At 64.7% G+C, this 14,217-nt stretch carries 11 protein-coding genes; 3 read left to right on the top strand and 8 right to left on the bottom strand.

What is annotated here, in order from left to right:
* Nucleotides 1–165 precede the first annotated feature (165 nt).
* The 8 genes from AC3FLX_RS20235 to AC3FLX_RS20270 all read right to left on the bottom strand — a co-directional run bounded on the left by AC3FLX_RS20235 (nucleotide 166) and on the right by AC3FLX_RS20270 (nucleotide 9,725).
* Nucleotides 166–2,067, bottom strand: a complete 1,902-nt coding sequence (locus AC3FLX_RS20235; RefSeq protein ID WP_488699087.1) for a potassium transporter Kup — start codon at nucleotides 2,065–2,067, stop codon at nucleotides 166–168.
* A 369-nt stretch (nucleotides 2,068–2,436) separates the two neighbouring features.
* Nucleotides 2,437–3,153 (bottom strand): ABC transporter ATP-binding protein, encoded by a 717-nt coding sequence (locus AC3FLX_RS20240; RefSeq protein WP_488699088.1) that lies wholly within the window; start codon nucleotides 3,151–3,153, stop codon nucleotides 2,437–2,439.
* A complete protein-coding gene (locus AC3FLX_RS20245; RefSeq protein ID WP_488699089.1) occupies nucleotides 3,150–3,923 on the bottom strand; it encodes an ABC transporter ATP-binding protein in 774 nt (257 codons plus the stop codon). Before AC3FLX_RS20245 ends, AC3FLX_RS20240 begins: the two co-directional genes overlap by 4 nt.
* Nucleotides 3,920–4,984, bottom strand: a complete 1,065-nt coding sequence (locus AC3FLX_RS20250) for a branched-chain amino acid ABC transporter permease (RefSeq protein ID WP_488699090.1) — start codon at nucleotides 4,982–4,984, stop codon at nucleotides 3,920–3,922. The genes AC3FLX_RS20245 and AC3FLX_RS20250 overlap by 4 nt, the downstream gene beginning before the upstream one ends.
* A 16-nt stretch (nucleotides 4,985–5,000) precedes the next feature.
* Nucleotides 5,001–5,867, bottom strand: a complete 867-nt coding sequence (locus AC3FLX_RS20255) for a branched-chain amino acid ABC transporter permease (protein ID WP_488699091.1) — start codon at nucleotides 5,865–5,867, stop codon at nucleotides 5,001–5,003.
* 46 nt (nucleotides 5,868–5,913) lie between these two features.
* Nucleotides 5,914–7,134, bottom strand: coding sequence for an ABC transporter substrate-binding protein (locus AC3FLX_RS20260; RefSeq protein ID WP_488699092.1), 1,221 nt, complete (start codon nucleotides 7,132–7,134; stop codon nucleotides 5,914–5,916).
* Nucleotides 7,135–7,208: 74 nt separating this feature from the next.
* Nucleotides 7,209–8,024, bottom strand: a complete 816-nt coding sequence (locus AC3FLX_RS20265; protein WP_488699093.1) for an alpha/beta fold hydrolase — start codon at nucleotides 8,022–8,024, stop codon at nucleotides 7,209–7,211.
* A gap of 27 nt (nucleotides 8,025–8,051) precedes the next feature.
* Nucleotides 8,052–9,725: a benzoate-CoA ligase family protein gene (locus AC3FLX_RS20270; protein ID WP_488699094.1), complete on the bottom strand. Its 1,674-nt coding sequence runs from the start codon at nucleotides 9,723–9,725 to the stop codon at nucleotides 8,052–8,054.
* 251 nt (nucleotides 9,726–9,976) lie between these two features.
* Here AC3FLX_RS20270 and AC3FLX_RS20275 point away from each other — a divergent pair, with 251 nt between their 5' ends.
* The 3 genes from AC3FLX_RS20275 to boxB all read left to right on the top strand — a co-directional run bounded on the left by AC3FLX_RS20275 (nucleotide 9,977) and on the right by boxB (nucleotide 14,209).
* Nucleotides 9,977–10,933: a helix-turn-helix transcriptional regulator gene (locus AC3FLX_RS20275; protein WP_488699095.1), complete on the top strand. Its 957-nt coding sequence runs from the start codon at nucleotides 9,977–9,979 to the stop codon at nucleotides 10,931–10,933.
* A 128-nt stretch (nucleotides 10,934–11,061) separates the two neighbouring features.
* The gene (gene boxC / locus AC3FLX_RS20280; RefSeq protein WP_488699096.1) at nucleotides 11,062–12,741 is read left to right on the top strand and encodes a 2,3-epoxybenzoyl-CoA dihydrolase; all 1,680 of its coding nucleotides are present in this window, start codon (nucleotides 11,062–11,064) and stop codon (nucleotides 12,739–12,741) included.
* 43 nt (nucleotides 12,742–12,784) lie between these two features.
* On the top strand, nucleotides 12,785–14,209 hold the full coding sequence (gene boxB / locus AC3FLX_RS20285) for a benzoyl-CoA 2,3-epoxidase subunit BoxB (protein WP_488699097.1): 1,425 nt from the start codon (nucleotides 12,785–12,787) through the stop codon (nucleotides 14,207–14,209).
* Nucleotides 14,210–14,217 lie beyond the last annotated feature (8 nt).

Genomic DNA, 14,217 nt, shown 5'->3' on the forward strand with positions numbered 1-14,217 from the left:
GGGGCCGATCGCGGCCCCATTTTTTTGGTCAGTCCGAGTCGGGCCCTGCTGAGCGGCCACTGCCGGACCAGAGTCGCCAAGAAAAACGCCCCGCGAGTTGCGGGGCGTTTTGCATTGCGGATTGCGATGCCGGTTGCGGTGCCGGCGGCGGCTGGCAATGCGGAATCAGATCTCCACCTTCGTACCCAGCTCCACCACGCGGTTGGCCGGAATCGAGAAGAAGTCCGACGGCTTGGCGCCATTCTGATGCATCCACGCAAACAGACGCTCGCGCCACATCGACATGCCCGGCAGCTTGGACGGAATCACGGTCTCGCGCGCGATGAAGAACGACGTTTCCATCAGCTCGAAATGCATGTCGAGCTTGCGCTGGGCCAGATCGAGCACACGATTCACGTCCGGCGTTTCCTTGAACCCGTATTCGGATTCCAGGATGAACACGCCACCACCGAGGTCCTTGCAGGTCAGGCGGTGATCGTCGTCCACGTACGGGATGTCGCGCGTGACAAAGCTCAGGAACACCACGCGCTCATGCAGCACCCGGTTGTGCTTGAGGTTGTGCAGCAGCGAGACCGGCACCGATTCGGTACTGCCGGTCAGGAACACTGCCGTACCCTCCACGCGATGCGGCGGGTGGGCCAGCAGGCCGGCGATAAACGGCTCCAGCGGAATGCCATCCTCCAGGCTGCGCGCGCGCAGCAGCTTGCGGCCGCTGTGCCAGGTCATCAGCAGGAAGAACGCGGTGCTGCCCATCAGCAGCGGGAACCAGCCGCCCTCCGCCACCTTGAGCAGGTTGGCCGAGAAGAACGCCAGATCCACGATCAGGAACGATGCACCGAGCAAGGTCACCAGCACCCGGTTCCACTTCCAGAACCGGCGCATGACGATGACCGCCAGGAACGTCGTGATCAACATCGTCGTGGTCACGGCAATGCCGTAGGCAGCGGCCAGGTTTTCAGACTTCCGGAACGACAGCACCACGGCGATCACCAGCACCAGCAGCGCCCAGTTGATCACCGGCAAATAGATCTGGCCGATTTCCGCCGCCGAGGTGTACTGGATACGCATGCGCGGCAGGAAGCCGAGCTGGATCGCCTGACTCGTCAGCGAGAACGCGCCCGAGATCACGGCCTGCGAGGCGATCACCGTGGCCGCCGTCGCCAGCAGCACCATCGGCAACTGCAGCATCTGCGGCACCATCAGGTAGAACGGGTTCTCGATTGCCTGAGGATTGCTCAGCAGCATCGCGCCCTGGCCGAAGTAGTTCAGCATCAGGCAGGGCATCACCAGCGCAAACCAGCCATAGCGGATCGGCTTGGCACCGAAGTGGCCCATGTCGATGTACAGCGCCTCGGCACCCGTCAGCACCAGGAACACGCTACCCAGCACGATGAACGCCTGCAACGAGTGTTCGATCAGGAACGAGATGCCGTACCAGGGATTGATGGCCTTCAGAATTTCGGGCGAGTGCATCAGGTTGAAGATACCCAGCCCGCCCAGGGCCAGGAACCACGCCACCATGATCGGGCCGAACAGCTTGCCCACGGCGCTGGTGCCATGACGCTGGATGAAAAACAGCACGCAGAGGATGGACAGCGTGATCGGGATCACAAAGTGCGACAGCGCCGGGGCAGCGATTTCCAGCCCTTCCACGGCGGACAGCACCGAGATCGCCGGCGTGATCACCGCATCGCCATAGAACATGCAGGCGCCGAAGATAGCCGACATCATGATCAGCTTGGCCATGCGCGAGCGCGGTGCCGCGGTTCGCAGCGCCAGCGCCATCAGCGCCAGCACCCCGCCTTCGCCGTTGTTGTCGGCCCGCATCACGAACAGCACGTACTTGATGGAGACGACAACGATCATCGCCCAGAACAGCAGCGAGATGATGCCGAGCACGGCTTCGGGACTGAACGGAATGCCGTGGTCCTTGCTGAAGCACTCCTTGAGCGCGTACAGAGGGCTGGTGCCGATGTCGCCAAAGACGACGCCGATCGCGCCGATCACGAGCGCACGGGTGCTCGGGCTTTCGACGAAATAATGGCTGGTGGTTGCGGATTGGGTCATGGAATTGGGTCAGGTGAACCGGCTCGCGCCTCCCGTGCCTGACTTTGGCTGCCCGGTCATGTCGGCCGGACAGTCCCTCCAAAGTGCTTTAACAGGCACGATTTCTCTCACGCTAGCGGCTCCGGTCCCCGATGGGGCGTATTGGCCTTCTCAGTTTCTATTGCGTTGCACAAACGCGCGCATTCTAGATGAAGTGTCGTAAGACGACCACTGTGGAAATGCCGATGTCGTCGACCATGACCGATCAAGCATGGGAAAGAAGCCGGGTGTGGTCAAGCCCTGACTGTGACGGGGCGTGGGAATGGCCACCATCGGGACGTTGCGGCATTGCGACAAAATATGCTCGATACGCTACTTTTCAAACGGACGTCAGACGCCCAGATAGCGATCCAGCGCGGCAGGCGTGTCGATCAACTTGGCGGCGGGGCCCGCCATGACGACCAGACCTTTTTCGAGCACCACCACACGATCCGCATGGGCCAGCACGGCGCGATAGTTGCGATCGACCACGATCGACGCAATGCCGGTGGCACGCACCGTGGCAATGACGTTCCAGATCTCGTGGACGATCCGTGGCGCCAGGCCCTCGGTGGCCTCATCGAGAATTAGGCAGTCAGGATTTGTCATCAGGGCGCGGCCGATCGACAGCATCTGCTGCTCGCCGCCCGACAGTTGCTGCCCGCCATGCGACAGACGCTCCTTGAGGCGCGGAAACAGGTCCAGCACGCGCGCCTCGTCCCAGTCCTTGCGGCCGCCGCAGCCGGCGCGCGCGGCCATCAGCAGGTTTTCGCGCACGCTTAGATTCGGAAAAATGCCACGGCCTTCGGGCACATACGCCACGCCCAGCCGTGCCACTTCATGCGGCCGCGCGCGCGACATCGCGCGCCCCGCCACCCGTATTTCTCCCTCACGCTCCCGCACATGGCCCAGTAGCGTGCGCAGCAGCGTGCTTTTGCCCATGCCGTTGCGGCCCAGCAGGCCAACCGTCTCGCCAGCGTTTACGTGAAAGTCGATGCCGCGCAGCACGTGGCTCGATCCATACCAGGCGTTGATACCGGTGGCGTCGATGATGGCTGTGGTACTCATGCGCCGGCCTCCTCTTCTTCGCCCAGGTAGGCCAGTTGCACTTCGCGGTTGGCGCGGATGCTTGCCGGATCGCCCGATGCGATGACCGTGCCGTTGACCATCACCGTGATGCGGTCCGCCACGGCAAACACGGCCTCCATATCGTGCTCGACCAGCAGGATCGCGTGCCCCTCGCGCAGCCCGCGCAGCAGGTCGAGCATGCGGGCCGACTCCTCGGCACCCATGCCGGCCAGCGGTTCGTCCAGCAGCAGCGCCACCGGCTCGGTGGCCAGGCACATCGCCACCTCCAGCTGGCGTTTCTGGCCGTGTGCCAGTTCGCTGGCCAGGCGGCCCGCATGCTGGGCCAGGCCGGCACGCTCCAGCGCCTCGTCGGCGAGCGCCCGGCTGGTACGGCAGCCCTGCGCCGGTTCCCACAGCCGCCACGCGCGCTGCGCGCGCGATTGCGCCGCCAACCGGCAGTTTTCACGCACGGTCAGCGGCAGGAAAATATTGTTGCGCTGGTAGCTGCGCCCCACCCCGTGACGCGCAAGTTTCGGCTGCGGCCAGCCGGTGACGTCCTGCCCCTGCAGATGCAACCTTCCCTCGGAAGGCGGCAGCTCGCCGGACAGCAGATTGATCAGCGTCGACTTGCCTGCGCCATTGGTGCCGATCACGGCGTGGATCTCGTTCAGTTGCAGGGTCAGATCCACCTGGTTGACGGCGGTCAGGCCGCCAAAGCGGCGCGACAGCATCTCGGCCTGCATCACCGGTACCGATGTCCGCTCGGTCATACGGCCTCCCGGCTGTGCGTATTCGAGTCGGCGGCACCGGCGTTGCGGCGCGCACGGCGCGGCGAACGGTGGCGCAGCACCGCCGGCACACTGACCAGCCCGCGCGGCAGCAGCGCCACGGCCGCAATGATGAATCCGCCCATCAGCAGTTGCCAGTGTTTGGTCAAGGCGCCGAACCACTCGGCCAGCAGCACAAACGAGAACGCGCCCAGCACGGCGCCGGCCAGGCTGCCCACCCCGCCCAGGATCACCATCAGCATCGCATTGCCGGACTGATGCCACGACGCGATCTCGGGGTTCACGAAACCGAACTGGATGGCATAGAGAAAGCCCGCCAGCCCGGCCAGCATACCGCCAGCCACGAATGCGCCCAGCTGGTATCGATAGGTGGCAAATCCCGCGGCGCGCATGCGCTGCTCGTTGTGGCGGATGCCAACCAGCGCGTGGCCGAACCGTGAACGCAACAGCAGCGCCAGCAGTGCCACGGTCAGCACCAGCGCCCCCAGCACCAGCCAGTAGAAGCGCACCGGGTCGTTGACGGTCAGCGGTAATTCCGAAAACAGGCCGAACTCGGGGCGGAAGTAGATATAAGTGCCATCACTGCCGCCCGCAATCTTGGTGTCGTGGAACACGAAGTACACCATCTGCGCAAACGCGAGCGTCACCATGATGAAGTAGATGCCGCGCGTGCGCAGCACCAGCGCACCCACCACCAGTGCCAGCGCGCCTGCCGCGCCCACGCCGCCCAGCATCAGCAGCCAGCCGTTACCCGCGCCGCCTTCCGGCGCCAGCATCGCGGTGGCATAGGCCGACATGGCAAAGTACGCCGCGTGCCCAAGGCTGACCAGTCCCGTATAGCCGATCAGCAACTGCAGCGACAGCGCGAAGATCGCCATGATCATCACCTTGCTGAGCAACTCGATGTAGTACTTGTGGCTGTCCGCGGTCAGCAACATCGGCGCGGCGCATAGCACGGCCAGGGCGACGATCCAGCCCGCCGCCGCCAGCCAGACGGGACGGCGCACTTCCTGCGGAGACGTCGTCGAGATATCGGTTTGCATGTCTCTCGTTTCCTGCTCAACCCGCGCGGAACAGCCCTTGCGGCTTCCACAGCAGGATCACGGCCATCAGCAGGTACACCAGCACGCCGGCGGCGTCCTGCCAGAACACCTTGCCAAACGTATCGACAAAGCCGATCAGCAGCGATGCCACGAGCGCGCCCTTGACCGAGCCGATCCCGCCGATCACCACCACCACGAAGCAGATGATCAGCACCTGCCCGCCCATGCCCGGATACACCGACGACACCGGCGACGCGATCATGCCCGCCAACACCGCCAGCGCCACGCCGAGCGCGAACACAAAGCGATAGAGCACGGTCACGTTGACGCCCAGCGACTGCACCATTTCGCGGTTCGAGGCGCCCGCGCGAATCATCATGCCGACTCGCGTGCGGCGGATCACGTAGTACATGGCGCCAGCCACCAGCAGGCAGATCGCCGAGATAAACAGCCGGTACACCGGGTACGTCATGTCATTGCCGATCGGCAGCGCGCCGTCCAGCAAGGCAGGCACCGGCACGCCGTGCACGTCGTCCCCCAACAGGATGCTGCGCAGTTCCTCGAACACCAGGATCAGGCCGTAGGTCATCAGCACCTGCTGCAGATGGTCCCGCTGGTACAGATAGCTGAAGAACGCCCATTCGAGCACGTAGCCGAACAGCACGGCCAGCACGATGCCGAGCGGCAGCGCGATGTACAGGCTGCCCGTCAGGCTCGCCAGCGTGAAGGCCAGGTACGCCCCCAGCATGTAGAAGCTGCCGTGAGCCAGGTTGATCACGCCCATGATGCCGAAAATCAGCGTCAGGCCGCTGGCCACCAGGAACAGCAGCAGGCCGTACTGCACGCTGTTCAGGCACTGGATGAGAAAGGAGACGATATCCATCGCGTTGCCGGCGCTGCCGTCTGGTGGTTCGGTTGGGTCGGATCGCTCAGAGGCGGCAGCCGCGGGCCGGATCGGCCAGCGCCTTGACGGCCACGTTGCTGACCTTGTTCTCGCGGCCATCCACGCGGCGCAGATAGAAGTCCTGCACCGGGTTGTGCGCCTTCGACAAGGTGAACGCGCCGCGCGGGCTGTCCACCTTCGCGGCCTCCATTGCCTTGATGATGTCGGGCTTGCGCGTCATGTCGCCCTTGACGGCACTGGCGCCGGCCGCCAACAGCTGCGCGGCGTCATAGCCTTGCACCGCGTACACGTCCGGCTGCAGCTTGTAGGTCTTGGCGTAGTCCAGGCGGAATGCCTTGTCGCGCGGGTTGTTCAGGCCGTCCGCGTAGTGCAGCGTGGTCTCCAGGCCCTGCGCGGCGGTGCCCTGCGCTTCAAGGGTGCCATCGGTCAGGAACCCCGAACCGTAAAGCGGAATCTTGTCCTTCAGGCCCGCGGCCTGCCAGTCCTTGACGAACTTGACCGCCCCGCCGCCCGCGAAGAACACGAACACGGCGTCAGGCTTGAGCGAAGCCACTTCGGTAATCAGGGCCTGGAATTCGACGTTCGGGAACGGCAGGCTCAGTTCCTTGACGACCTTGCCACCCTTGGCTTCGAAGGCTTCCTTGAAGCCTCGGACCGACTGCTCGCCGGCCGCGTACTTCCATGTCAGCGTGACCACCTTCTTCATGCCGCGCTCGGCCAGCACGTGGCCCATCGCATAGCCGGGCTGCCAGTTCGAGAACGACGAGCGGAAGATATTGGGGCCGCACAGCGGGCCCGTGGCCTCGTCGACGCCCGCATTCGGAATGATCAGCAGCGTGTTGTTTTCCTTGGCCACCTTGACGATGCCCATCTGCACGCCGGAGTGGACCGTGCCGACCACTACGTCCACCTGATCGCGCTTGATCAGCTTGGTGGCGTTTTCCGGGGCTTTGGCCGGATCGGACTCATCGTCGACCTTGAAGTACTCCACGTCCCGCCCGCCCAGCTTGCCGCCCTGCTGCTGCACATACATCCGGAACCCGTTCTCGATGGCGGTGCCCAGCGCGGCATAGGTGCCCGTGTACGGCAGCATGAAGCCAACCTTGACCTTGCCGGTGGCGGCCGGCGCGGGCTGCGCCACGGCGGCGCTGCCCGCGGCAAGCAGCCCCAAGGCAGCGGCGCCAGCGGCCATCGAAACAGAAAGACGACGAGCGTGCAGCAGCCTGCGCAAAGCATTGCGATGCATGGAATCCCCTCCTGGTGGTCTCAAGCCAACGGCGCCGTGCGGTGCGAGCCATGCCGGCCCGGCCTCGTCGCCAATTATTTTAGGGTTGAAGTATTTGCAGTTATAAACGCCACGGTGGCCGCCGTCAATGCACCCGCCTGGTCGCGGTGTGGCGAATGTCCACAGCGCGCGAGTTTAAGCAGTACCGTCTGCGGGGCATATCGCTGGATACCCTCGATCTGGGCCATCGTGCCGTACTCGTCGTCCGCGCCCTGCACCGCCAGCACCGGGCAGTCGATATCGGCCAGCAGCGGACGCAGGTCGAAATGGCGGAATGCGGGATCGAGCCAGATGTCGTTCCAGCCCCAGAACGCCGAATCCACGTCCTGGTGATGGCGCGCCAGCCGCGCGCGCAGGTCGGTGGTCTGGTAGGTATCGCGCGTGATGTCGATGCTGCGCACCGACAGGTCTTCGACGATGATGTGTGGCGCCAGCACCGTCAGGCCGTCCACGGTATCGGGAAAGCTGCCCGCATGGATCAGTGCAATCGATCCGCCATCGCTATGCCCCAGCAGCCACGGCTTGCCATGCCTGCGGCCCGGCCCGATGCCCAGCGCATCGAACAGCGCGGGCAATGCCTCGCGGGCCTGGCGATGCATGAAGTCGACGCCCCACTTCTCGTCGTGAGGCCGCGGCGTGGAGCGTCCGTAACCGTAGCGCGAAAACACCAGGCCACGGAAATCTCCCGTTTCACAGAACTGGCGCGGAAAGTCGCGCCACATGCTGATCGAACCCAGGCCTTCGTGTAGAAAGACGACCAGCGGGCGCCGCTCACGCTCGGGCCGCAGCCATTGGCATTCGATGTCGATCTGCCGCCCGTCGAACGGAATCCGAACCAGTTCACTGCTCATGTCACCACCCATTTCCACGGACCCACCTTACGACAGTCGTGCGGCTTCCTCGCGCTGGCGCAATCGGAAACGCTGGATCTTTCCAGTTGCGGTCTTTGGCAACTCGTCCACGCATTCGATCTGGCGCGGATACTTGTACGGTGCCAGCTTCGTCTTGACGAACGCCTGCAGATCGGCGGCCATGCCATCGTGCCATTGCTGCCCCGGCCGCAACACGACGAACGCCTTCGGCTTGATCAGATCGTCGGCATCGGCCACGCCAATCACCGCCGCTTCCAGCACGGCCGGATGCTGGGCCAGCGCGGCCTCCACCTCGAACGGTGACACGTAGATACCGCCCACCTTGAGCATGTCGTCGCTGCGGCCAGCGTAGGTGTAATAGCCATCGGCGTCGCAGACGTACTTGTCGCCGCTGCGCGTCCAGGCGCCCACGAACGTATCGCGGCTCTTCTCGCGGTTGCACCAGTACATCAGCGCGGCCGACGGACCCTTGATATAGAGGTCGCCAATCTCGCCCACGGCGCACGGCTCGCCGCGCTCGTCGAGCAACTTCACTTCGTAGCCCGGCACCGGCTTGCCCGTGGTGCCGTAGCGCACCTCGCCCGGCCGGTTCGACAGGAAAATATGCAGCATTTCGGTGGAACCGATGCCGTCGAGGATGTCGCAGCCAAAATGCGCCAGGAAGCGATCCCCGATATCGCGTGGCAACGCTTCGCCCGCCGATGTGCAGACGCGCATCGCCACGCCGGAACGCGGCGGCAGATCGGCGGCGGCCAGCATGCCCGCGAACAGCGTGGGCACGCCGCAGAACACTGTTGGGCGATGCGAGGTCAGTCGCTTGAACACCGCCTGCGGCGTGGGCCGCTCCGCCATCAGCACCGTTGTGGCGCCGACCGACAGCGGAAACGTCAAGGCATTGCCAAGGCCATAGGCAAAGAACAACTTGGCCGCGGAAAACACCACATCGTCCTCACGCATGCCCAGCACGCGGCGCGCATAGAGATCGGCCGTATGAAACAGATTGCCGTGCGTATGCACCGTGCCCTTGGGACGGCCCGTGGAACCGGAGGAATAGAGCCAGAACGCCATGTCGTCAGGGCCAGTCGGCGCGACCCTGGAAGTTGGCGCGGCGGCGTCAACCATGCTCGCCACGGTCTTGCCGTCGACGCTCTCGAATGGCGCGGCGACGATCACGTCGACCGTGTGACCGGACTTGTCGATGGCTGCCTGCATGGCCGCACACAGCGGCGCCGATACGACGACGGCCCGTGCGCCGCTGTGCTCCAGCATGTACGCGTAATCGTCGACGGTCAGCAGTGTATTGACGACCACCGGCACCACGCCGGCCAGCAGGCAACCCAGAAATACGGTGGGGAAATCGATCGTATCAAGCGCGCACAGCAGCAGGCGCTCCTCGCGGCGGAATCCGGCCTGGTGCAGTGCGCCGGCAAAGCGGCGGCAGCGTTCGTCGAGCGCGGCAAACGTCAGCGTCGCGGTGTCGTCGATATAAGCGGTCTTGGCACCGCGCCCGGCCTGCAGATTGCGCGTGAGCAGGTCGTCGGCAGCGTTGTAGCGCGCGGGCAATGCCGCCACCATGAACCCGGCCTCGGTGGCCGGCACTGGAGGTGCGATGGATACAGCCGGGGACACCGCTTGCCCTGCCATGCTGGCAGCCGCGGTGCGCGTGATCGGGGGCGTCATGTCTCCACTCCTCTGGCCATCCGGAGCGTCGTCAGCACAACCGCGCGCCCGATATGGCTTCCAGCAGTTTGTCTTCTTGTACCGACAGCCATGCACCGCGCCGCCGGGATGTCGATGCATTTTATTTCATATCGACTATTATGCAAGCAAGGGTATGCACTATATAACAGTGGCTGGCAAGCGCCGCCACGCATTTTGCTGCACGTATAATGCGCCCGACCTGACGCCTCCCCCTTCTTTCCGATACCAGCATGCGCCGCGACCCTGACACGCTCCTGACCCCAGACAGCCGCGCCGACCAGCGGGCGGAGCCTCGCACGGCAGGCGAGCGCGACCCCTACCTGACGCACCTTGGGGAACGTATCCGATCGCTCCGCGCGGCACGCGGCATGTCGCGCAAGGATCTGGCGCGCGGGGCGGATGTCTCGGAGCGTTACCTCGCCAACCTTGAGACCGGCACGGGCAACGCTTCGGTGCTGTTGTTGCGCCAGGTGGCCGCCGCGCTGGATGTGCCGCTACCGGTGGTGTTGGCCGAAGTGGATGGGCAGGCCGCCGGCCTGGGCGGCCCGGGCGCCACCGAGTTCTCGCAACTCGTGCAATGGCTGGCGCAATTGCCGGCCAGCGATCTGGCGCGCGTACGCGAAGCCGCGCAACACGCGCTGTCGCCAGCGGAATCGCGCGATGCGCGCCACCGTCGGATTGCGCTAATCGGCCTGCGTGGCGCGGGAAAGTCCACATTGGGACGGGCGCTCGCCGCAGCGGAAGGCATGCCCTTTGTCGAACTCAATGCCGCCATCGAACAGGAAGCCGGCGCAAGCCTGTCGGAAATCCACTCGCTGTATGGCCAGGCCGCCTATCGCCGCTACGAAATGCGCGCGCTCGAACGCGTGCTGCGCGATCACGACACAATGGTGCTAGCCACCCCCGGCAGCCTGGTGTCGGAACCCGCCACGTTCAATCTGCTGCTGTCGCGCTGCCTCACGGTCTGGGTCCGGACCTCGCCCGAGGAACACATGGCTCGCGTGGTGGCGCAGGGCGACATGCGCCCGATGGAAGGCAACCGCGAGGCCATGACCGACCTCCGCCGAATTCTGCAGGCCCGCACCCCACTCTATTCACGGGCCGACGTATCGATCGACACCAGCGGCCAGGACGCCGCCTCGTCGTTGCAGGCACTCCAGACGCAACTGCTGCGGACCCCTCACTAACCGGCGGCTTCACATCGCTTGAACGGCTTTGCGCATGATCCCGCGCAGGGCCTTGCATCGCGCGCTCCAATGCACTATATTTCATCGCAAATGAAATGGCACTATAGTGCATCAAGGAGACGCCCCCAATGTCGACGGATACCGCCACGCTCGCCCCTGCCGCCCCGGTGACGTTCGAGCGCCACCCCGACCAATACCGCCACTGGCAGCTCACGTTCGATGGCCCGATCGCCACGCTGGCAATGAACGTCGATGAGGAAGGCGGTCTGCGCCCCGGCTATACGCTGAAGCTCAATTCCTACGACCTCGGCGTCGACATCGAGCTGCACGACGCGCTGCAGCGGATCCGTTTTGAACACCCGGAAGTTCGCACCGTGGTGCTCACGAGCACGAAGGACCGCATCTTCTGCTCGGGCGCCAATATCTTCATGCTGGGCAAGTCCAGCCACGCGTGGAAAGTGAACTTCTGCAAGTTCACAAACGAAACCCGCAACGGCATTGAAGACGCAAGCCGCCATTCCGGCATCAAGTTCATCGCGGCATGCAATGGCACCACCGCCGGCGGCGGCTACGAGCTGGCGCTGGCGTGCGATGAAATCGTACTGATCGACGACCGTTCGTCGGCCGTCAGCCTGCCCGAAGTACCGCTGCTGGGTGTGCTGCCGGGCACCGGCGGCCTGACGCGCGTGACCGACAAGCGGCGCGTTCGCCGCGACCATGCCGACATCTTCTGCCTGACTACCGAAGGCGTGCGCGGCCAGCGCGCCAAGGATTGGCGGCTGGTGGACGACGTGGTCAAACCCGCCCGATTTGCCGAGCACGTGCGCGAACGCGCCCAGGCGCTGGCAGCGCAGAGCGATCGCCCGGCCAGCGAGGCCGGTGTCACGCTGACGCCGCTGGCACGCCGGACCAGTGATACGGGCTATGCCTATGACACCGTGCGCGTCGACATCGATCAAGATGCGCGCCGCGCCACGATCACCGTCGCCGCGCCCACCGGCGACCAGCCGACGGATCTGGCCGGCATCGTCGCCGCCGGCGCGCAATGGTGGCCGCTGAAGATGGCGCGCGAACTTGACGACGCCATCCTGACCCTGCGCGCCAACCACCTCGACATCGGCATGTGGGTCCTGAAGACCCAGGGCGAGTCCGCACAGGTGCTGGCTGCCGATGCACTGATGGATACCCACGCCAGCCACTGGTTCGTGCGCGAGACCATCGGCATGCTGCGCCGCACGCTGGCCCGGCTCGACGTATCGTCGCGCAGCCTGTTCGCCCTGGTGGAACCGGGTTCGTGCTTTGCCGGCACCCTGCTGGAACTGGCGCTCGCAGCCGATCGCAGCTACATGCTCCAACTGCCCGATACGCCGGACGACGCGCCGCGCATCCATGCCGATGCCGCCAACTTTGGGCGTTATCCGATGCCGAACGGTCTCACGCGGCTGGCCGCGCGGTTCTACGAAGAATCCGATGCCATCGCCGCGGTGCGCGAGCAGGCCGGCAAGCCGATGGACGGCACCGAGGCCGAAGCGCTGGGCCTGATCACCGCCGCACCGGATGACATCGACTGGGACGACGAGATCCGCATCGCACTTGAAGAACGCGCCAGCCTGTCGCCCGACGCGCTGACCGGACTGGAAGCCAACCTGCGTTTCGGTGGCCGTGAAACGATGGAAACCCGCATCTTTGGCCGCCTGACAGCCTGGCAAAACTGGATCTTCAACCGTCCCAACGCCGTGGGCGAGCATGGCGCGCTCAAGGTCTTCGGCACCGGCAACAAGGCACGCTTCGACTGGGACCGGGTCTGAACCGCCGCCCGACATCCCTGGCAACGATAAAAGGAGACCCGCAATGAGCATCGACTACAGCCAGAAGATTCCCAACAACGTGAACCTGTCCGAAGACCGTGCCCTCCAGCGCGCACTGGAGCACTGGCAACCGGCGTTTCTGGACTGGTGGCGCGACATGGGGCCGGATGGCTCGCACAATTTCGATGTCTACCTGCGCACGGCGGTATCGGTGGACCCGTCGGGCTGGGCGCACTTCGAGCACGTGAAGATGCCCGATTACCGCTGGGGCATCTTCCTGCAACCGGCCGATGCCGAGCGCAGGATTCATTTCGGGGAGCACAAGGGCGAGGCCGCCTGGCAGGAAGTGCCGGGCGAGCATCGTGCCAATCTTCGCCGCATCATCGTGACGCAGGGCGATACCGAGCCCGCTTCGGTGGAACAGCAACGCCATCTGGGACTCACAGCCCCGTCGCTCTACGACCTGCGCAACCTGTTCCAGGTGAACGTGGAGGAAGGCCGTCACCTGTGGGCGATGGTGTACCTGCTGCATCGCTACTTTGGGCGCGACGGGCGCGAAGAAGCCGAAGCGCTGCTGGGCCGCCGCTCGGGCGACGAAGACAACCCCCGCATCCTGGGCGCCTTCAACGAGCGCACGCCAGACTGGCTGTCGTTCTTCATGTTCACGTACTTCACGGACCGCGACGGCAAGTTCCAGCTCTGCGCGCTGGCCGAATCGAGCTTCGATCCACTGGCCCGCACCACTCGCTTCATGCTGACCGAGGAAGCGCACCATATGTTCGTGGGGGAATCCGGCGTGTCGCGTGTCATCCAGCGCACCTGCGAAGTCATGCGCGAGCGCGATATCCATGACCCGGCCGACGTGCGCGCCGCGGGCGTGATCGATCTGGAAACCATCCAGCGATACCTGAACTTTCACTACAGCGTGACAATCGACCTGTTTGGCGCAGACCAGTCGTCGAACGCGGCCACGTTCTACAGTGCCGGCCTCAAGGGCCGCTTCGAGGAAGGCAAGCGCGCCGACGATCACGTGCTCAAGAGCGATGTGTATCGCATACTCGAAGTCCAGGACGGCCGGCTCGGCGAACGCGAGGTACCGATGCTCAACGCCCTGAACGAGGTGCTGCGCGACGACTACATCAAGGACTCGATGGGCGGCGTGGCGCGCTGGAACAAGGTCATCGAAAAGGCCGGCATTTCGTTCCGGCTGACCGTGCCGCACAAGGCATTCAACCGCAGGATCGGCTCGCTCGCCAACCTGCGCGTGTCGCCGGAGGGCCAGGTCATCAGCGAAGCCGAGTGGAATGCCAACAAGGATAAATGGCTGGCCACCGACGAAGACCGGAAATACGTGGCATCGCTGATGGGCCGCGTGGCGGAGCCGGGCAAGTTCGCAAACTGGATTGCACCGCCGGCGATCGGCATCAACCGCCAGCCGGTTGACTTCGAGTACGTCCGCTTCAACTGACTTTCTGG

It is taken from the genome of Cupriavidus sp. 291-E7 (genome assembly GCF_057798835.1).